This window comes from Prosthecobacter sp. (assembly GCF_044378005.1).
In the GTDB taxonomy this organism is placed as follows: domain Bacteria; phylum Verrucomicrobiota; class Verrucomicrobiia; order Verrucomicrobiales; family Verrucomicrobiaceae; genus Prosthecobacter.
Genome location: NZ_JBILYB010000048.1, coordinates 21582 through 41492 on the forward strand (window position 1 = coordinate 21582; position 19911 = coordinate 41492).

The 19911-nt window shown below is 60.0% G+C and carries 19 protein-coding genes and 1 tRNA gene; 11 read left to right on the forward strand and 9 right to left on the reverse strand.

Going from position 1 to position 19911, the window contains the following annotated elements; translation table 11 throughout:
* Positions 1–145: 145 nt before the first annotated feature.
* From AC6FTP_RS11585 to AC6FTP_RS11635, 11 genes are all read left to right on the forward strand, one after another.
* Positions 146–220 (forward strand) — tRNA-Thr (locus AC6FTP_RS11585).
* Between the two features lie 259 nt (positions 221–479).
* Positions 480–692, forward strand: a complete 213-nt coding sequence (locus AC6FTP_RS11590; protein WP_497207078.1) for a hypothetical protein — start codon at positions 480–482, stop codon at positions 690–692.
* Between the two features lie 141 nt (positions 693–833).
* Positions 834–1376, forward strand: a complete 543-nt coding sequence (locus AC6FTP_RS11595) for a hypothetical protein (RefSeq protein WP_497207079.1) — start codon at positions 834–836, stop codon at positions 1374–1376.
* Entirely contained in the window at positions 1373–2188 is an 816-nt protein-coding gene (locus AC6FTP_RS11600; RefSeq protein ID WP_497207080.1) for a RecB family exonuclease, read from the forward strand. The genes AC6FTP_RS11595 and AC6FTP_RS11600 overlap by 4 nt, the downstream gene beginning before the upstream one ends.
* 62 nt (positions 2189–2250) lie before the next feature.
* Complete coding sequence (locus AC6FTP_RS11605) at positions 2251–2607, forward strand: hypothetical protein (RefSeq protein ID WP_497207081.1); 357 nt, start codon at positions 2251–2253, stop codon at positions 2605–2607.
* The gene (locus AC6FTP_RS11610) at positions 2543–2989 is read left to right on the forward strand and encodes a hypothetical protein (protein ID WP_497207082.1); all 447 of its coding nucleotides are present in this window, start codon (positions 2543–2545) and stop codon (positions 2987–2989) included. The genes AC6FTP_RS11605 and AC6FTP_RS11610 overlap by 65 nt, the downstream gene beginning before the upstream one ends.
* A gap of 90 nt (positions 2990–3079) precedes the next feature.
* Positions 3080–4138 carry a WGR domain-containing protein gene (locus AC6FTP_RS11615; RefSeq protein ID WP_497207083.1) on the forward strand — a complete coding sequence of 353 codons (1059 nt, stop codon included), beginning with the start codon at positions 3080–3082 and terminating at the stop codon, positions 4136–4138.
* 297 nt (positions 4139–4435) lie between these two features.
* Positions 4436–5893, forward strand: a complete 1458-nt coding sequence (locus AC6FTP_RS11620; protein ID WP_497207084.1) for a DNA polymerase III subunit beta — start codon at positions 4436–4438, stop codon at positions 5891–5893.
* Positions 5894–5982: 89 nt separating this feature from the next.
* Complete coding sequence (locus AC6FTP_RS11625; protein ID WP_497207085.1) at positions 5983–6759, forward strand: DUF932 domain-containing protein; 777 nt, start codon at positions 5983–5985, stop codon at positions 6757–6759.
* Entirely contained in the window at positions 6756–6962 is a 207-nt protein-coding gene (locus tag AC6FTP_RS11630) for a hypothetical protein (RefSeq protein WP_497207086.1), read from the forward strand. Before AC6FTP_RS11625 ends, AC6FTP_RS11630 begins: the two co-directional genes overlap by 4 nt.
* Positions 6963–7173: 211 nt before the next feature.
* Positions 7174–7581: a hypothetical protein gene (locus tag AC6FTP_RS11635; protein ID WP_497207087.1), complete on the forward strand. Its 408-nt coding sequence runs from the start codon at positions 7174–7176 to the stop codon at positions 7579–7581.
* Positions 7582–7964: 383 nt separating this feature from the next.
* Here the strand turns inward: AC6FTP_RS11635 and AC6FTP_RS11640 are convergent, their stop codons facing one another.
* The 9 genes from AC6FTP_RS11640 to AC6FTP_RS11680 all read right to left on the reverse strand — a co-directional run.
* Positions 7965–9278 carry a sulfatase-like hydrolase/transferase gene (locus tag AC6FTP_RS11640; RefSeq protein WP_497207088.1) on the reverse strand — a complete coding sequence of 438 codons (1314 nt, stop codon included), beginning with the start codon at positions 9276–9278 and terminating at the stop codon, positions 7965–7967.
* 306 nt (positions 9279–9584) lie between these two features.
* Positions 9585–10628, reverse strand: coding sequence for a sugar phosphate isomerase/epimerase family protein (locus tag AC6FTP_RS11645; protein ID WP_497207089.1), 1044 nt, complete (start codon positions 10626–10628; stop codon positions 9585–9587).
* Entirely contained in the window at positions 10625–12001 is a 1377-nt protein-coding gene (locus AC6FTP_RS11650; RefSeq protein ID WP_497207090.1) for a Gfo/Idh/MocA family protein, read from the reverse strand. Before AC6FTP_RS11650 ends, AC6FTP_RS11645 begins: the two co-directional genes overlap by 4 nt.
* A 3-nt stretch (positions 12002–12004) precedes the next feature.
* A complete protein-coding gene (locus AC6FTP_RS11655; protein ID WP_497207091.1) occupies positions 12005–13603 on the reverse strand; it encodes an arylsulfatase in 1599 nt (532 codons plus the stop codon).
* 11 nt (positions 13604–13614) lie between these two features.
* Positions 13615–14979 carry a DUF1552 domain-containing protein gene (locus tag AC6FTP_RS11660; RefSeq protein ID WP_497207092.1) on the reverse strand — a complete coding sequence of 455 codons (1365 nt, stop codon included), beginning with the start codon at positions 14977–14979 and terminating at the stop codon, positions 13615–13617.
* A 5-nt stretch (positions 14980–14984) separates the two neighbouring features.
* Complete coding sequence (locus tag AC6FTP_RS11665; RefSeq protein WP_497207093.1) at positions 14985–17576, reverse strand: DUF1592 domain-containing protein; 2592 nt, start codon at positions 17574–17576, stop codon at positions 14985–14987.
* A 12-nt stretch (positions 17577–17588) separates the two neighbouring features.
* A complete protein-coding gene (locus AC6FTP_RS11670; protein ID WP_497207094.1) occupies positions 17589–18557 on the reverse strand; it encodes a hypothetical protein in 969 nt (322 codons plus the stop codon).
* A gap of 40 nt (positions 18558–18597) precedes the next feature.
* Positions 18598–19440, reverse strand: coding sequence for a leucine-rich repeat domain-containing protein (locus tag AC6FTP_RS11675; protein ID WP_497207095.1), 843 nt, complete (start codon positions 19438–19440; stop codon positions 18598–18600).
* Positions 19437–19911: hypothetical protein (locus AC6FTP_RS11680; protein WP_497207096.1), on the reverse strand; the 475-nt coding region annotated here is incomplete at its 5' end. The genes AC6FTP_RS11680 and AC6FTP_RS11675, both read right to left, overlap by 4 nt.

The following is a 19911-nucleotide window of genomic DNA, read 5'->3' on the forward strand; positions in this document are numbered from 1 at the left end:
AGAGGCAGCCTCGGTTTTGGCAATCAAACATCTCGCTACGGAACACAATTCAGGATTTCCGAATCCTCCTGCAATTCCACGTTGCAGAGATGACAAACAGGCGCATCATCGCGGCCCGCCAGACGCCAGCTCTGGTTGGAGACCTGCCGGGATAGCTCAGTGGTAGAGCAGTTGATTTGTAATCATCAGGTCGTCGGTTCAAATCCGACTCTCGGCTCCATTGAGGATCAATGAGTTATGACGGATTGATAGTGGCGAAAAAAATATCTCCTCGGACATTAATTGGACACTTTTCGAGCATACCCACTCGTATTCCTTGGCACGGGGCAGCGCCAGCACAGACACGCCGTTAATGTTTCGCTACGCCTGCTGACCCCTCTTGGATTGGGGTGATAAGTAACCGAACCTGCAATTCTCTGCCAAAACGAGTTATAAAGACTTGAACGACAGAAACATTCTTCTGGCGTCCTTACCCACTCATGTCACGGCGAACTCATTACTCGCCCTGCATCGACCGGGTTATTGTCTGCGCACTGTATCATGAAGGCCGGCGCTTGCGTCGGCCCATGACGCGGCTGGTCAACGAACTGCTCACCTCGTCCCTGAAAAACACTCAGGGATGGAGCATCGCTGCCACGCAGATGAACGACCCGGTCCAGGGCCACCCCCATCAGGCTGCCATCCACGGCTAGCCAAACTACGTCGCTGCAGCCTGCCTGCTTCATTCCACCCGGCTCTCTCACCAGAGGCCGGGTGTTTTGTTGTCTGGCAGTGCAGCGGCTTCTTCACGTCCCCATCTCAACTATCAATCCACATCAAGGAGAACACCACCTATGGCCATCAAACTCAGCGCCAATTACAGCAAAAAACTCGGCCTGCCCGCCTACAGCAGCCACAGCTTCAGCGCTTCCGTTGAAGTCGAACTCACTGACATCTCGCAAGTCGAGGCGGAAGTTCAGAAGCTTTACGCGCTTCTGCAGCATTCCGTGGATCAGGAAATTCAGCACCCTGGGTTCATCCCGCCTGCCAACACGAACGCTGCCAATCAAGGCAACGGTCATTCGGCACCACAGAACGGACGCACCTATCAGGTCAACGGCAACAGTCGCCCCGCTAACGCCAGCCCATCCCCACAGCCAGCGTTCGATCAATGGAACTGCACGCCTGGCCAACGCGGCTTCATCCTGCGCATCATCAGTGACATCAAGATGGACAAGCAGGAAACTGAAGGACTGTCCCAGCAGCTCTTTGGCATCGGCGTGAAGCAGCTCAACAAGATGCAGGCTTCACAACTCATTGAGGACCTGCTCATCAAGGCAGGTAAACCCGCACGCCAGACCCGCTGGCAACAACCCAACCACGCCCAGGCCGCATGACCACCATCGCTGAAGACTCATCCCCTGAGCTCAGCGAGAAGGATCTCATCACCCGCTTGCAGGACAAGGTCTCAGCCTCACGGCTTTCCTTGTTCCTGCAATGCAGGCTGAAGTTTTACTTCCGCTATGTGCTCCGGCTGCAGAAGCCTAAAACGCCCTCTCTCCATCTCGGCAATGCGGTTCACGCTGTATTGAAAAGCTGGAACAAGGCACGCTGGCTGCAAAAGCCTCTCTCGCTCAAGGTGGTCCACGAGACCTACCTGACAGCTTGGGCGGACAACACTGAGGGACCTGTCACCTGGGAACCTGGTGAAGAGGAGGCCGATAAAACCACCGGCTGGCGTCTATGCGACACCTACCTGCGTGAAAGCCATGTTCCCGCCGATGTGAAGCCCGACGCCGTGGAAGTCCCGGTGGAGGCGGATCTCAAACCCCACGGTCTGCCACGCCTCATCGGCATTCTTGATCTGGTCCAGCAAGGCCAGATCATCGACTACAAAACCATCGCTTCGACCCCCAACCCGGAAAAAGTCGCCCACACCAACGAGATCCAGACCAGCAGCTATGCTGTCCTATACCGGCACAATACCGGCACCAAGGAAGCGGGCATGCAGCTTCATCACCTGGTCAAACTCAAAAACCCCAAGGTAGTCATTACCACACAGCCTCCCATGAGCCCGCCGCAGCAAACACGTCTGTTCCGGCAAATGGAAGCCTACCTCGACGGACTCCAGCGCTCTGAGTTCATCCTTTCGCCTGGGATGCACTGCTCAAGCTGCGAGTTCTTTAATGAATGTCGCCACTGGTATTAACCATGACGCAGGCCGGTTCTCCTCGTGAGCACCGGCCTGCTTCTCATCCCCACCCTTTAACAATGAAACTTCTCATCCTCTTCATCTGCCTGCTTCTGCTCACTCCAGCAGCAAGTGCAGGTTGGTTCTTCGACAATCCTCCAGATCTCGGCCCTGAATACCGGGCCAAGATCGCGAATCTCGAAGATCAAATGTCGGAAAAACACAAAGTCACCGGCCACTGGGTCATTGCCTCGGGCACCCTGGCCTTCGGCTGCGTGTTGTTGTTTGTCGTCGGAACCGCCCTCGGGGCAAAAACACGTCAAGATTATGATGGAACCAGAACCATGGATCGAAAACCCGCGTCCGGTGCCAATGGCACACGGAACCACATGGGCGAAGCAGGTGCGCCAGATCGTCGTTCGTCGATGGCAGCCTGAAGCGCTGAGTGTGCCGGTCGTTGACTGCGACCTGCCACGGCTTAGCGCCATCGAACGCTCGGCCGAGGTCATCAGCTACACCTGCCGCCGCTTGGAATATTGGATCTCACCGCAGGGAACCCTGCGCGAATGGTTCAAGTTCAATCTGCGGCTCGCCTTTGGGCTGGCCGTGCCTTCGTTACTGGTGGCACCGCTTGTCTCATTCTCACTCAAGCAAATCAACGTGTGGATCGACACGATCACGAAAACGACTTCCAACCTCGTGCTCGTTCCGCTCTCGGTCTTGCTGGTGGTGGGACTCATTGCTGGACTCGTCTCCATTGGACGCTCGATCCTGCTAATGCGCACGCGTCAACAGCCCCGCGATCCCTACCACTACTGACACAGCTCACTTAATCCCAAATCCTCAACTCAAGAGCCGGATGATCACAGGATCGTCCGGCTCTTTTTTCTTTCTGAAAGGACACACAGCATGGAAAGCATCACCATCTACTTCCGCGAAGGACCGTCGGACAAAGTGTATCAAGCCAGCATTCAGCCCAAGGATGACGGTTATCTGGTTCACTTCGCTTACGGTCGTCGTGGCAGCACACTCAACACAGGCTGCAAAACACAAGCACCAGTCGATTACCAGATCGCCAAAGGCATCTACGACAAGCTCATCAAAGAAAAGCTCGCCAAGGGTTATCGCGCTGGTGAAGACGCGCCCGGCCACACCTCATCCCCGAGCGCAAAAGAGCCCAGTGGCATTCAGTGCCAGCTCCTCAATCCAATTGAGGAAAAGGAAGCCGAAGCACTTCTCACTCATCCGGGTTACCTGATGCAGGAGAAGATGGATGGCCGCCGCCTTCTCATCAAAAAGGCAGGCGACAACATCAGCGGCATCAATCGTCTGGGGTTCACCATCTCAGTTCCCGACATGATCGTCCGCAGTGCTGCCAAGCATGATGGCGACTTCATCCTCGATGGTGAAGCAGTCGGCGACACTCTCCACGCCTTCGATCTGCTCTCCATCTGCGGAGATGACATGCGGACGTATGGATTTGTTGATCGCTACCTTCGTTTGCAGGTTCTCCTCAACGCATTTTACCATCCGCACATCCAGATCGTCTGCAGCCACTTTGCTCCACAAAAGGCAGGCTGGTATTCGCAGCTCAAACGCGAAGGCAAGGAAGGCGTCGTCTTCAAACATGTGGATGCCCCTTATGTGCCCGGAAGGCCCAACGCCGGTGGACCTCAGCTCAAATTCAAGTTCTACGAAACTGCCTCCTTCATCGTCACCAAGGTGAACGATAAACGCAGTGTCATGTTGATCTTGTTTGAGGGCGATAAGGTTCGTTCCGCCGGCAACGTCACCATCCCGCCGAACCACGATGTTCCCGCACCGGGAACCGTGGTGGAATGCCGTTACCTTTATGCCTTCAAAGAGTCCGGCTCCATCTACCAGCCGGTTTACCTCGGGCAGCGCGACGACATCCGCGCCGCCGAATGCACCACCTCCCAGCTCAAATACAAAGCTGAGGTTCCCTAACTAATCCCACGCTCGCTGCCCATGCGTCCTTCACAGGCGCATGGGTTTTGTGTTCAACCAAGACCCAACACTATGAAACAACTCCTTCGTCACCTTGGAGCGGCCCTCACAGCGCTGTTGTGCCTCACTGGCATGGCCTGTCACCGGCAGGCACCACCACCTGTCATTATCGTGGCACCACAAATGACCCAGACACCCGAGGCTAAAAACGCCCCGGCTCAACCCTCCTCGGAAGTCAGGCAGCCATGACGCTTTCTGCCTCTAAATGCCTCCATCACCTCAACCCCACTCCATCTTATGCATCCTATCACCCTCCCTGTGGCGGAACTTAAACCCGCCCTGGCTGGCCTGGGCAAGGTCGTCAACTCACGCACCTCCCTTGCCATTCTCACCAACATCAAAATCGAACGAACCGCAGACGGTTGGATCGCCCTCACGGGCACCGATCTTGATCGATTCGTCACCGTACGTCTCGAACACCCCGCTGAAGGACCACCCGCCACTGTTCTCGTGCCCTACGAGCAGTTGGTGCAAATCACCAAGAACTGCGGCAAAGATGAGCAAATCCAACTCGCTCATTCAGCACAAGGACCGGTCATCAAGTTTGCTCTCGCGGCTCAGCTTGGTGAAACCAAAGTGATCCATGTCCCGGTCGAGGAATTTCCAATAACGCCGCGCATTCAGATGGATGCCATCCCGTTGGCGCCGGAGGTTCGTCGTTCCATTCACGAGGCGATGGATTGTGCCAGTGTGGACAGCACACGCTACGTCCTCAACGGCACCTTCATCGACACCAGCAATCCCAAAGCCAACTACATCATCGGCACGGATGGCAGGCACCTCTACAGCGCAAACTCGTTCACGCTGCCGTTGAAGAACTCCCTGATCATCCCGAACCACAAGTTCCTCGAATGGAAGGAGTTCAACGCCGACGGAGAATGGCAGATGAAGGCCGATGATCAACACGTCCAGCTCTCCAGCCGACGCTGGAGGTTCATCAGCAAACAGATCGAAGGCAAATACCCCGACTGGCGCACGCCCATCCCCAATCCCAACACAGCCAGGACTACCATCACTCTCGACCCGGCCAAACTGGAACCGCTCATAAAGCTGATCCAGCGCATGCCATGTCATGATGATGAAACCCTGCGCACCATCGGCCTGTCTTGGAACCAGGGGCAGCTCCTGCTTCTTGGAAAAGACACGCCCGACGAGCCCTGGCTGCGAGTCCCGGTGCCAGACGCCAAGGGTAATGGCCCGTCTGTCACCACTTTTGTGGACCGACGTTATCTCATCAAAGCCCTCAGCTTTGGGCTCAACACGCTCAGCCTCATTGATCCAATGTCACCCCTTCGCTTCCACAGCGCCGGGAGACAGATGATCGTGATGCCATTGCGTTCTTCCGACGAACCTCCCCCTGAAGCCAAGCCCCCGGCCCCATCCCCTGCCCTCACAACGGCGACAACCACCAACCTTCCGCGACCTGCGGAGCAACCCCAAAAGCCACAACCCATGCAAACTCAGCCTCAAACCAACGGCTCCTCCCACCCAGCCGCCAAAGAAGAAACCAAAACCGCGCTCGAAGCCGCCCTCGTGCAGGTGGAGAGCATCAAAGCGGGATTCCGCGAAGCCATCAACGGCCTCAGCAAGCTTGGCGATACCATCCGCCACGCCATGCGCGAGCAGAAGGCCAGCGAGAAGGAAGTCCACAACGTCCGCCAGACACTGCGCTCGCTGCAAAGCGTCCGGCTCTAATAGACGTCCAACACCCTCAACCCACCCACCAAGGCCGGATGTGCTCACTGCACATCCGGCCTTTTTCATCCACGAAAGGAACCACCCTTATGATTGCCAATCTTGAACACCAGGCACTTGTCGTCAGCCGCAAGTCCCCCAACCTCATGCTCCATTGCGGAGCCTCCCATGTGGACCTCGAAGAAGTCCGTGAAGTCAGAACGCCACGCTCCACCGATAGCTGGTGCCCCATTCCACACCATCAGCTCATCACCACCGTCCAAAAAACACTGAGCACCACCAACCTCCGCATCGGTGCCCAGGCACATTCGTTGTCGCATGAAGGTCAGCGCTACTTCGGTCTCATGGAAATCCATGCCCAGAAATCCAGCGAAGATTATTGCTGGGTTCTTGGGCTGCGTAACAGCCATGACAAGACCTTCCCCGCCGGCATTGTCGCCGGGGCCAGCGTGTTCGTCTGCGATAACCTGTCATTCAGTGGCGAGATCAAATTCGCGCGCAAACACACCCGGTTCATCGTTCGTGACCTGCCGCAATTGGTCGCTCGCTCCATCGGCCTCCTGCTTGCCAAATGGCACGACCAGGACAAGCGCATCGCCGCCTACAAAGAGGCGAACATTACCGACATCGAAGCTCATGATCTCGTCATCCGCGCCACCGATGTGGGAGTGTGCTCCAACCGCCTCATCCCACCCGTCCTTCATGAGTGGCGTGAGCCGCGGCATGATGCCTTCGAGGCACGCAACGTCTGGAGTCTGTTCAACGCGTTCACCGAATCGTTGAAGGAAGGCAATCTCGCCGAACTCCCCAAGCGCACCGAAGCTCTACACGGTCTTCTCGACACCCACGTCGGACTACTGTCATGAGTGCACCCACCCGCATCGAACGCGAGCACTACCAAAAGCTCGTCGGCCGTCAGATCCTTGCGATCTACTGGGACGAACTGGAAGGGCAGGCTCTGCCCATCCTCGTCCTCAGTGGCCGCGATCAAAACGGCCACGCCGCCACCGCAACCGTCCTAGCAGATCCCGAAGGCAACGGCCCTGGACATCTGGATCACAATCTCTGATCCAGCACGGCATTCGCCGACTTCTATAACAACAAACCATGCGACCTTATCGGCGAAACCGGTGGGGTCGCTTAACCTCAGAAAGGAAACTATCATGGGCCTTAGTTACCACTATGCGTTCAGCGCACCCACTGGAACCCAAGCCAGCACTCTGGAGTCATTCCTGCGGAGACTCGAACACAAAGCCCGTAAAATGGGTTTTGCACCTACCATGGTGCTCAATGTCCCCTTCGACACCCCGGAATGCAGACAGTTTTCCAAACGTCTCGGTGGCTACTGTCATGTGGATGATGCCCGTTTGATCGGAGAGTTCCAACTACAAACCGATCAGGTCTGGCAGCATGATTCCGTCAACGGCACTACCATACTCATCCCTGTTCACGGCGTGTTGCTGGTCGTCACTGACGAGCAGCATGGTGAGATCTGCTTCGGTTTCTTCCGATACCCCGCAGTCTTGAGCAGCCAATCAGGAGAACTCATCATGCCCACACCTTCAGGTAATGGATGGTATTTTCGCGACGTCATCAAGACCCCCGATCCACGCTACCGCACCCTGGTCGGTGAATTCAAAACGGCAGGCTATCTGGCTGATTGTCGTGATGAGTTTGAACTATTGTAGAGGTGGTACATCCGCATCCCTTCAACCCGGCATTGATGGCAATGCCGGGTTGAAGAGTGTGGAATGTTCAGCGACGTGGATTTTTTTAGCTATGACTTCAATGCACGCAAGATCACGCGGACTCAGCGGTGGGGACATCCTGAACATTTGCCTCAATGCAATCTAAGCGAGCAGCACAGACCCGCACCCTGAGCGGCGGATGGTCACGCAGGAGATGTTGGAGCGAGAGATTGCGAAGACGAAGAAGGCCAAGGCTGAGCACGCTGGGGAGAACGGGAAGAGCCGGAGGATGATTGGGTTTATGCAGGATTGAAAGAGGTGGGACGAGGAGCCGATGACGGCCAGAGGCGCGAACAGCAGGGCGGCGAGAGTGAGGAGGCGTTTCATTTGATTTTTGTTTTTGGAGTTTCCTTCGCCTTTGCGCCTTTGCCCTTTTTCAACTTGGACGAATCCGTCTTCCCGAACGCCGGGCTAAGTTTGTCGAGCACGGCTTGTAGGCGCACACGGGCGACTTTGGCGTCGGCGCTGGCTGACTCGGCGGGAACGGCTTTCTGCGCAAAGGGCGCGTCGCTCATGTCGAACAGCTCGCCGTTGTGCATGAGCTTGAAGCCTGGCTCGCGAGCATACCATTCGGCACCGAGTTGCACGAAGACCCATTCGCGTGGCGTGCCGCGTTCGCCGCGCAGTTGCGGGGCGAAGCTGTGGCTGTCGAAGGTCACGCCTTTGGGCATCTTGGCGCTGGCCAGTTCGGCGAAGGTCGCGAAGAAGTCGCTGAAATCCACGAGGTCGTCCACAACCTTGCCGGCGGGCGTGGTGCCTTTCCAGTTCGCGATGAGCGGCACGCGACTGCCGCCTTCGAGCAGCGTGTGCTTGTGACCGTCGATCATGCGGCCGTTGATTTTGTCGGGATGCACACTGCCGTTGTCGCCGCTGAAAACAATGAGCGTATTCTCGCGCAGGCCGAGCTTGTCGAGTTCGGCCACTAACTGGCCGACTTGTTTGTCGGCGTAGGCGATGTCGTCGTTGTAGAATCTCTTCGTATCCGGCTTGCTGTCGGGCGTGCGATGGATCTGGCCGTGGACGAGATGCGTCGGGAAGTAGAAATAGAAAGGCTGCTCGCGATGTCGCCGCAGGAAATCCAGCGTGAACTCCATGCACACATCGGGGCAATAAACCGGCTCAGGCGTCTCGATGGTCTGGCCGTTCTTGATGTAGCTTTTCTCCCAAAACCAACCCGTGCCGGACGGGTCGGTGAGCCATTCGTCGAAGCCCCAATCGCCAGGCGTATCCTTCATCTGCCGCCACTTGCCCGCCATGCCGGTGGCGTAGCCCGCCTGCTTCAGCGTGCGCGCGAGCGACGGCTCATCCTTCGCCGAGGGAATGTGCGACGAGGTGTTAGTCAGGGCACCGTTGCGAAACAGGTAGCGACCCGTGTTGAGCGTCGTGCGCGACGGACGACAAAGCGGCGGCGCGAAGCCATGCGTAAACCGCACGCCCGTCGCAGCGAGCGCATCAATGTTCGGCGTCTTGCCTTTGAACCGGTCCGAGCCATAGCACCCGACATCGCTGAGCCCCTCGTCGTCAGTGAGGATGAAGAGGATGTTGGGTTTTCCAGGTAGTGCGGCCGCATTGAGTGTGGCCAGCGGCGCGAGCAGCAGGGCGGTGATGCGGAAGGACAATGGGGTCGTCTGTCTCATGATTTGGCTTACGCAGCATCTCTTTCAACGCCGCCGCTGGCGCGGCATTGCATCGAGGCCTTCACCGCCCAACTCACGACGCTGGATGTTTGTTGGATTTTGCCTGACCCCGGTCCCCGCCCCGGTCCCCGCCAGCGCTCAAGCTCGCAGTGAACGCGCCGAGCGCCAAACCGCAAAGGATGGACGGGCGCAGAGAAAGACAAAAACGAAATTTAGAAACTCTGCGTCCGTCCACTCTCTGCGGTTTCTTCCAATGGTTCTGCGTCAGGTCGGAAAGCTTCATGCTGGGGAGTCGTGCGTTGTGGTTCATGCCCGTATTTGTTTCAGCATCCACGCGAGGCCGTGGCGGTTGTTGGTTTCTTCTTCCGAGAGGACTTGCGGCGTGGTTTTGCCGCTGACGACAGGCGGCGGTTGTTTGGGCGGATTTGCCTTCACACGCTGCATTGCCGCGTCGAGGTGCGTGGCTTTGCGCTCAGGGAAAGTCGCGAAGAAGCTCTCCGTGTGGCACGGCACGCGTAACGGATTGCGCGTGGCCATTTCGAGGTTGAAGACGAGCGCGGGGTTTGCCTTCGACAGCGTCGCAATCATGCGCGGCAGGTCGAGCATGCCAGTGCCGAGCGGCACTTCGCTGAGCAGAAAGCCGTCGTCGCTAGACTGCACGGCCATGTCTTTCAAATGCACGCTGAGCGCAAAAGGAGCGAGCGCTTCGATGACGCCGTGCGGCTCCTCCAGCAGGGCGAGGTTGTTGCCGGTGTCCACCAGCACGCCGACCCACTCGCTGCTGATGCCGCGCATAAGGGCGACGAGTTCCTCGGTGGTGTGGTCTTTGTGATTCTCGATGGCGGCCTTGAGCTGATGCTTGCGCAGCACGGGTTCGATGAGCGCGAGCGTGCGCTTCGCCTGCTCATGGAAGGCGCGGAACTCCTCCAGCGTCTTGAAGACCTCGTAGCGGCGTCCATTCGTGAAAACCGCCCTCGCCACCGTCGCGCCCGCTTCTCGTGTTTGGCGCACTTCATTTTCAAACGCCGCCAGTTCGCCTTCGACCTTCGGCAAGCGCAGTTCGCCTTCGTAGTAGCCACCACCACTTTCCACCAGCGCCCTCATCTCCGCCGCCTTCGCACCACGCAGCGGCGTCTGCACACCTTCAGCGCCGATCTCGCGTCCATAGCGGTAAAAGCTCAGTGCATCGGTGAACTTCACACCTTCGTGCTTCGCGCCGACGGCTTTCCAATGCTGGTGACACGAAAAGGTGCAGATGCCAAGTCGCGACTGCGAAGCGCCTGCTTCTGCGAGCAATGAGCGTGCGGTGGCGAGCGCGGGCAACGTGGTGATGAATTTGCGACGGTTCATGCGAGCACGGCTTTGAGTTCGGTATCCCAAGGTGCGCGATAGGGGCGCTGAAGCATGGCGCTGGCGTCTTTGTCACTGGCGATGTCGTTGGCGGCGGCATCCCACACGACTTTGCGTCCGGTGCGGGCGGAGATGTTGGCGAGATGGCAGGTGGTGCTGACCCAATGGCTGCTGGCGAGGTCGGAGTTCGGCGTTTTGCGGCTCTTCACACAATCGAGGAAGTTCTTGGCGTGTTCGACATACATCCCTTTCCAATCGCCAGTCTTGTCCTCGGCTTTCTCGCACCAGAAGTCGCCTTCGGGCTCAGGGACAGGCTGCGGGCCGCCGACGGGATGGCCGCCGATGATGTTCGCATACGAATTGGTTGGGTCGATCTTCTTATCGGGCAGGATTTCAAAGCCATCGCGTCCGAGCGTCATCGTGCCCTTGGTGCCCATGAAGGTGAGCGCTCCCATGCTGCTGCTACCCGCGCCCGCCGCGCACTCGCGGAACTGCACGACGGTGTTGAACTTCGGATACTCGATGATGGCGTCCTGCGTGTCGGGCACCTCGCCGTTGTCTTTGAGGAAAAGGCGTCCGCCGCTGCTGCTGACGGCTTTGGGTGCCTGGATGTCGAAAATCCAATGCACGATGTCGAGCGAGTGATGGCCGAGGTTGGTCATCTGCCCGCCGCTGTAGTCCCAGAACCAGCGGAAGTGATAGAGGGCGCGGTTCGCATTGTAGCGGCGCTGCGGCGCGGGGCCGAGCAGCATGTCCCAGTCGAGGTCTGCGGGCGGATCGCCATCCGGCGGGTTGCCGATGCCGGGCATGACGTTGCGGAAGAAATTGCACTGCACGCTGACGATGTCGCCGATGGCACCGCCGCGCAGGAGATCCTTCGCCTTGTGATAATGCGCCGCGCTGCGTTGCTGCGTGCCGACTTGCACGACGCGATTGGTGCGAGCGGCGACCTTTTGCATCCACTCGCCCTCGCGCACGAAAAGGTGCAGCGGCTTTTCGAGATACACATCCTTGCCCGCGTCGCAGGCGAGCATCATTTGCAGCGCATGCCAGTGGTCGCCGGTGTTCACCACGACGGCATCGACATCCTTGCGCTCCAGCATCTTGCGGAAGTCGGGGATCTTCGCGCAATCCGCGCCCACCAACTCCACGCAAGCATCCATGCGTGGCTGGTAGCAATCCGACACGGCCACGACCTTGCTCTGATCCTTCAAGCCATGAAAGCTGCGCGTGTGGATGCGCCCGATGAGGCCGAAGCCGATGATGCCCACGCGCACGCGCTCATTCGCGCCGATGATTTGCGAGTAGGACTTGGCGGTGAAAGAGCCAGCGGTAGCTAGCATGGACTTTTGGAGGAAGGAGCGGCGGTTCATGGTCTATTTCTTGTCGTTGGATTGCATGTGTTTGACGATTTGCTCACGCGGCACCACGCCGACGCGTTTGGCCCAGGCTTCATGTTGAGAGACGAGTGAGGCGACTTTTTCTGACTGCTGCGCGGCGAGATCGTGGGTTTCGCCGGGGTCGGTGGAGGTGTCATAGAGTTCCCAGGCTCCGGTGCGCGGGCCGGTGGTGGCGATGCCGCCGTTCTCCGCGGACGGGCCGTAGCCGCGCACGAGTTTCCAGTGGCCCAGCCGCATAGCTTCGTTGCCCATGCGTTCCCAGAACAGCGGGCGATCCATCGGCATCGAAGCAAGCTCACCCCGCAACGCAGGCAGGAGGCTCGTGCCTTCGAACGGTTGCACAGCATGACTGGCAAACGTGCGCGGATGTTTCGCCTCGGCGGCGTCCAGGCAGGTCGGGAACACGTCCATGATGTGCGCGGGGCCGGTCACAATCTTGCCGCGCTGCAAGGCCGGGATGCCTGCGGGCCAGTGGGCGATGAAGGGCGAGGCGATGCCGCCGTCGTGCACCCAGACCTTGAACTTGCGGAAGGGCGTGTTGCACACCTGGCCCCAGAGCGGACCGCGCACTTCGTCGGAGCCGTTGTCGCTGAGGAAAAGGATGAGCGTGTTGTCGAACTGGCCGCGTTTGTGCAGCGTCTCGACGATGCGGGCGAGGCTCTGGTCCACGCGGTCGATCATCGCCGCGTATTGGCGCATCCATTGCTCGTTGCGTTCCTTTTTCGCGTTCCTGGCTTCGTCGGTGATTTCGGCGTCGAGCTTCGACAAGCGTGCGGATTCGGGAACGAGGCCGATTTGCTTCAAGCGCTCGAAACGACGCTGGCGGATTGCATCGGGGCCAGCACGATAGGTTTCCGCATACTTCGCCACATCGCTCTCATGTGCCTGGAGCGGCCAATGCGGAGCCGTGAAGGCCAGATAGCCGAACCATGGCCGCGCGATGTCGGATTCCTCGATGAAACGCAGCGTGTGGTCGGTGAAAGTGTCGGTCGTGTAAAAGTCCGGCGGCAGTTTTTCGACCTGCTTGCCGTTGAGCACGAATTTGGTAATCGGTCCCTTCTTTTGCCACGAGCGATAGCCGGTGAACTGCTCGCAAGCACCGCCGATGAGCGCAAAATGCCGGTCAAACCCGCGCTGCCCCGGCCAGCAGGACTCATCCTGACCGAGATGCCATTTCCCGGCCATGAAGGTCTGATAGCCCGCCTCGCGCAGCGACTCCGGCAAGGTCACGACGCCCTCCTTTTTAAAGCCGAGATACGCTGGCGAGCCAATGAGCCGCCACAGCTCATTCGCCGAGCCCTGTTCGTTCATGTCGCCCACGCCGGCCTGATGCGGATACAGCCCGCTCATGAGCGAAGCCCGCGAGGGGCAGCACTGCGCACAGTTGTAAAACCGCGCCAGCCTCACACCACCCGCCGCCAGCGCATCCAATGTCGGCGTGCGAACCTCGCCGCCATAGCAGCCGAGGTCGGAGTAGCCCATGTCGTCCACCATGATGAGGAGGATGTTCGGCGGCCCTTGCGCGTGGGCGGCGAAGGAAAATGCGAGTGCGATGATGTGACGGCGCAACTTCATTTCCTGCTCGTTCACACCAGTTCCTTGATGACGCCATCCGCCTCACCGCCTTGAAATTTGTCGGGGACTTTCACGCCCATGACGCCGAACATGGTCTGCCAGAGGTTGCCGAGGCGGACATCTTTCTTGGCGATGTGGCCCTGGTGCTTGATGCCGATTTTATGGCCGCCGACGAGCATGGTGGGCAGGTCGGTGTTGTTGTGCGCGTTCTCGGTGCCGCCGCTGCTGCCCCAGACGAGCATGGTGTGGTCGAGCAAGGTGCCGTCGCCTTCCTTGGCACTCTTGAGCTTTTCGATGAAGTAGGCCCAGTCCTCCATATACCAGGTGTCCACGGTGGTGAGCCACTTGAGCTTGTCGGGGTCTTCGCCGTGGTGGGTCATCTCGTGGTAGCCGTAGGGGCAGCCTTTGTAAGCGTAGCAATGGGTGCCGTCGTTGAGGTCGCGGCGGGCATAGTAGTTGATGACGCGCGTGCTGTCGGTCTGGAGCGCGAGGGTGATGACGTCGAACATGAGGCGCTGGTAGCGGCGGTAGTCGAAGTTGCCCTTGGCTTGCAACTCGGGGTCGAGCGCCTGGACGTTCTTGCCGAAGTCAATCGCGGCGACTTTCGGCTTCGGCTTGTCGAGCCAGGCGAGGTCGGTGGCGATGCTTTGCTCCACGTCGCGGATGGAGGTGAAGTATTCGTCGAGTTTGGCGAGGTCGTCTTTGCCGAGCCGGTTTTGCAGGCGTTTGGCCTCGTCGCGCACGGCGTCGAGCACGCTGCCTGTGCGGCCGGCACCGACCCTTCGGGCGGCGACTTCGTCGGGACTTTCGGCGCGGAAGAGTTTGTCGAAGAGAATGTGTGGGCGGTTCTCCGCCGGGATGGGCGTGCCGCCGCGGGTCCAGGCGAGCGTCTTGTCAATGGTGCCGCTGCCGAAGCCGGTGCCGCGATGCACGCCGAGCACGAGGCTGGAGAAACGCGTGGCTTTGCCGACGGCCTCGGCGAGTTCCTGGTCGGCGGAGATGCGGAGTTTGGCGTCGGCTTTGTGCGTGGCGGTGCCGGTCAAGAAGGTGCGGTCACCGCCGTGACCGCCGGAGTGGGTGAGCTTGAGGCCGCTGATGAGGGTGAAGTCATCCCGCAGATGGGAGACGGGTTTCAAAATGGTCGTTGCCTCCCAATCGCGGCCGAACTTTGACGGTGTGTAATCGCGTCCGTTCATGCCGAGGCCCCACATGGTGAAGAGGGCGCGTTTCGGTCGCTCGCTCTCCGCGATGCCGCCCGCTGTCGAAGCCGCGCGTGCCAGCGAGGACATGGATTCAAGCCAGGGCAGCGCGAGCGAGACCCCGGTGCCACGCAGGAAGGTGCGGCGGTCGATGGAACGGTGTTTGAGGATGTTCATGGTCGTTATTTGGTTTGAAAGGGTTCAGAGGCGACGACGGCTTGCACGAGCGATTGCAGGCGCGGCTCGGATTTCAGGATGGTTTCGAGGGTGGCATTGTCCACGTAGCCCACGGGGCGGCCGAGCGCGTAGGTGAGCAGTTTTTCCGTGAAGGCGCGGATGAACTTGTCCTGCTCGGCCATCAATCCGGCCTTGTAGCCAGTGAGGTCTTTGAACTCGCGTCCGGATTTGAGCGCGCCGCTGGCGTCGATGACCGGAGCCCTCGCTCCTCCCATGCCTTCGCCGTTCTGCTTCTCGCGCCAGGCACCGATGGCGTCGTAGTTTTCCAGCGCGAGGCCGTAGGGGTCGAGCTTGGCGTGGCAGCTCGCGCAGTTCGGTTCGTCGCGGTGTTTTTGCAGTCGCTCGCGCACGCTGAGGTTTTTCCCGGCGGTGTTCGGCTGGATGTCGCCCGCGTTCGGCGGCGGAGGCGGTGCCGGGTCGTTGAGCATCTTCTCCAGGACCCACGCGCCACGACGCACCGGCAGCGTGCGAGTGCCATCGGCCAGCAGGGTCAGCAGCCCGGCCATGCCGAGCACGCCGCCGCGATGATGCTCCGGCTTGAGCGCCACTTTTTGAAACGCCTCGCCGCTCACGCCCTCGATGCCGTAGTGCCGCGCGAGGCGTTCATTGATGACGAGGAAGTCGGAATCGAGGAAGCTCGCGACCGGCAGATTTTCCGTGAGCACCTGCTGGAAAAACGCCAGCGGCTCCTCGCGGCTCGCGGTCCTGAGAGCGTTGTCATAGCTTTTGTATTCCTTCGCTGGCTCGACGCTGCCGAACTGCTCCACATCGAGCCACTGACCGGCGAAGTTCTCGACGAAACGTCGGCTCCTCGCATCCGCCAACATGCGCGTGACCTGGGCGCGGAGCGTGGCGGGCTGCTTCAGGGTGCCTTTGGCCGCGAGCGCGAGCAGAGCGTCGTCCGGCAGGCTGCTCCAGAGGAAATAGGAGAGGCGGCTCGCGAGTTCGAAGTCGTTCAGCGGCCGCGTGCCCTTGGTGACGGCAGCGGCACGCGGTTGCGGCTCCTGGATGAAAACAAAGCCCGGTGAGCAAAGCATCGTTTGCAGGCCAAGTCGGAGCGCATCGGGAAAGGGTATCTTCTCGCGCTGCATCGCACCGGCGGCGATGCGCACGAGCTTATCCACTTCCGCTTTTTCGACGGGCCGACGATACGCTCTCGGCAGCAGCGATGCGAACACTGAGCGCAGTCCATTCTCATCCTGCGGCGTCTTGTCATCGAGCCCGAGCACCTTGTGGCTCGCCGGCGGCCATTCTTTTGGCAGCGGGCCTTCCACCTCGATTTTGTCGAGAAAGAGGCGCGGCGCGGTGGCCGCGTTGTGCGTGGGATGCGGAATCCAGCGCGGCCCGGTGAAGGCATTCAAGTCCTTGAGCACCTGCTCGCGCTCGGCCCTGAGTCGTGTGGCTTCGGCATCGTCACGCGCGGCCACAGCTTTTGAAATTTTGCCCTGCACCACCAGCCATCGCAGATGGACGGCATTCCATTCGGGATTGTTGACGCGCAGGTTGTTGATGCCGTTCCAAGTCGGCACCAGGGGCTTCTGCTGGTCCGGCTGCCCGGCCCGCAGAAACACCAGCGTCTCCGCCACGCCTGGCTTTTCCAAAGTCCCCTCGATGGTGATGTCATGCACGCTCTCCAGCGGCGTGCCGGTGGCGTAGGTGAGGCGCATCACCACCGGAGTGCCCCGCGCACCGGGCGAGGCCCCGGCATGAACGCGCACGCGATAGTAGCCATCCTGCGTGACCAGACTCGTCAGGTCCGGGCGCGGTCCATGTGGCACCATCGCCCACGCCTTATCCTCATCGGGTTTGCCGCCGTGGCCGGCCCACATCTCGACGCCGGTGACTTTCTTGTCGTAAAAAGTGGGACCGAGCGGAATCTGATGCGCATTTGCCTGCGCCACTTCCACGGTCGGGCCTTCGTTTCTGTTTAGCTTCTTCTCCGCTTCATAGACATAGGTCTCCGCCTTCGGCGGCGCGCTCTGCACCACCTCTCGGGCAATCTGCCCGGCCCAGTCGAGATAACCGAGCATCTGCGTCTGGTCGAAAAACAACGCGCTGCCGATGCGGTCGAAGCCCTCCGCTTTCCCGTCGGCAGGCAGTTCGCGTTTCAGCTTCTCGACAAAGTTCGGGTCGAGCCGGAACAGGTCGCCCACCGTGTTCGCATACTCCTGGCGGTTTAGCCGCCGCATCAGGATGCGTCCGCCCGCCATGCGTGCCTGGCGCTCCGCGTTCTTCAGATTCGCGCCCACCCATTCCACCACGGCAAAGGCCGCCTTCGCATCCGGCCTCGGCTCCTTCTTCGGCGGCATCTCGCCGCTGTTGATTTGATTGATGACCTCGTGCCAGGAGTCCGCCGTCTTGCCGCTGAGGAAATCCGTGCCCAGCTCATCAACGCGAAAGCCCGCCTTCGCCTTCTTCGCATCGTGGCAGGAGTAGCAGTGCTGTTTGAGAAACGGGCGCACCTCGCGCTCGAAATCGGGCACGGCTTGGAGCCCTTGGGCGAAGACCAGCAGAAGGAGAATCGTGGCAAGGCGCATGACGATGACGGATTACTTTTTGCGGACCAGTTCGATGGCGGCATTCAGCGGAGCCGCGAGGTCCGGCGGCACCTGTTTGGCGAGGCTCATAGCCACGAAGATGTGTCGCTTCGGAATCTCGGCCAGCGGTGTCGTGATGATGTTCGCCTGCGGATGGTCGGCCTTCAGCTTGTCCAAGTCCGCCTGCGCCGCCACGCACATGCTGAGGTTGATTTCGACGAGTTTGCCCTTGAACGGCGCGAGGAGCGCGAACCCGCCGGCATACGTCACATAGCACTCGCCCAAACCCACGCGCGTGAGGTTCGGAATCTTCGCGATGGCTCCGAATGCCTTCTCGGTGACGCTCGGCTTACCCATCTCACTAATGGAGAAACTCGTCAGCCCCGGATGCCCGGCAAAAAACGCGATGCCCGCCCCCGTGGCCTGCGAATGAGCGACAGAAAAACTGCGCAGCGCTTTGATTTTCGCGCATTGCTCCATGCCTTTGTCGGAAAAGCTGAGGCCAATCTTGATGTCCGCGAGCTTCGAGTCCGTGAGCGCATCGAACCCGCAGCCATCGAACTCCGGGATGCGCGGGTCTTTGCCGACAAAGCCATTGTGGTCCATGCGGATGATGCGCAGCTCCGGCAGAGCCTTGAAGGAGCGAAGCGTGCTGTTGCGCAGCCACGGGCCATTGCCGGTGATGGCCAGCACATGACCGGACTTGTCATGCGTGACGGTGAAGGCGACGGCTTCCCGCTCTTTGGACTGAACCGTCACCGAGGCGATGTCATCCTTCGGCACGCCGAGGCCGACGAGCGTCTCCGCCGCACCTCTGGCCGAAAACCCCGGCTTTGACCCGAGCACGACTTCAACGCCCTCCGTGACCGCGATGCCCTGGATGATTTTCGCTTTGGCGGGATGCAAAGGGAGATTCAATTCCACCGCATTGACCCGATGGATGCAGAGAATGGACAAACAGAGTGCGGCGAGCGATTTCATGATTGGGAAAGGAAGGTTGGTTATTTCAACGGACCACACGTCACTTCTTCTTCACCTGCGGCGGGCCTTTGTCGCCGGGCTGGGAGACGGCGACTTGCACATCGGGGCGGGCTTGTTTGAAGGCGGCGATGGCGTCTTCGTTGGCGGGTTGTTTGCGCGAGTCCACGGTGAGCGTCTTGAGGCTCTTGATGCCGGCGATGGCTTGGAAATGCTTAGCGGTGAAACTCTTGACGCTTTCGAGGCCGAGCACGGTGAGCGGCAGCTTTTGCAGCGCGGCGAGTCCGGTGGGCGTGATGCTCGTTTGCGTGCCTGCGGGTGCGGCGAAGTCGAGGCGCAGGTCGGTGAGTTTCGGAAACTGCACGGCGATGTGCGCGAGGTGCGTGTCATCCGGCACGAGCGGCGAGTGATACCAGTTTCCTTTCGTGAGGTTCGGCAAGTCGTGCAGCGTGGTGATGGCGTTGCGCAGTTTCGTTTTGTCGCTGCCGTTCAAATCACGCAGGCCCATGCAGCCGCCGATGGTCAGCGACTCGACGGGCAGCCCGGAAAACGGCTCCAGCGAACCAAACCCCGCGCTGTGCCAGATGGAGAGCGTCTTGAGCTTCGGCAGCGATTTGAGGAAAGCCCACTCGCCATCTGCGAGCGGCGCGCCGTTGATGCCCATTTGCTCCAAGCTCGTGAGCTTGCCGATGAGCGCAAAGTCTGCGGCAGCGAGCTTCCCGCCTTCCTTTACCATAAGCCGCGTGGCTTTGCCGTCGGCGCTCTTGGTGAATTCGACGCCTTTGCCGCTGAGAAAGGCGATGGCTCCGGCTTCGTCGGATGGAAGCTCCGCGTGGACAGTGGAAACGACGGCCAAAGCCGCGAGGAGGATGGGGCTGGGTTTCATTTTGGTGAGGGATGACTGACGGCAGGCACGCCCCGATCCACCGCCTGCGCGAAGTCCGCGCCGAACACCGCCGGGTCGAGGCCGATGGGTTTGCCGTCGGCGGCTTTGGCGAGCGGGCTGTCGGGCGCGGCGATGAAGTGATGGAAATCGAGCGGCTGGATCTCCTGGCGCGTCTGGTGGAGTTCGTTGGCCAACCATTGGCCCTGCCAGGTGCGCTCGTTGTTGGCCGGGGTGTCATTGTCGTAGCGCGGGGAGAGTTCCTTCACGACGGGGAGGCCGGGATTGCCGAAGCGGGAGTGTTTTTCATTTCCCGTCTCGGTGCGGATCGTGGCGAGGGTGAAATCCATGCCGTCGTAGGAGCCGGGCTTGGGCTGGCCGACTTTCTTTTCGCCGATGAACATGGTCTCGACGATGCCGCGCTCGCTTTCCGCGATGCGGTCGAAGTAGGCGTTGTGGTCGGAGACGAGGTTG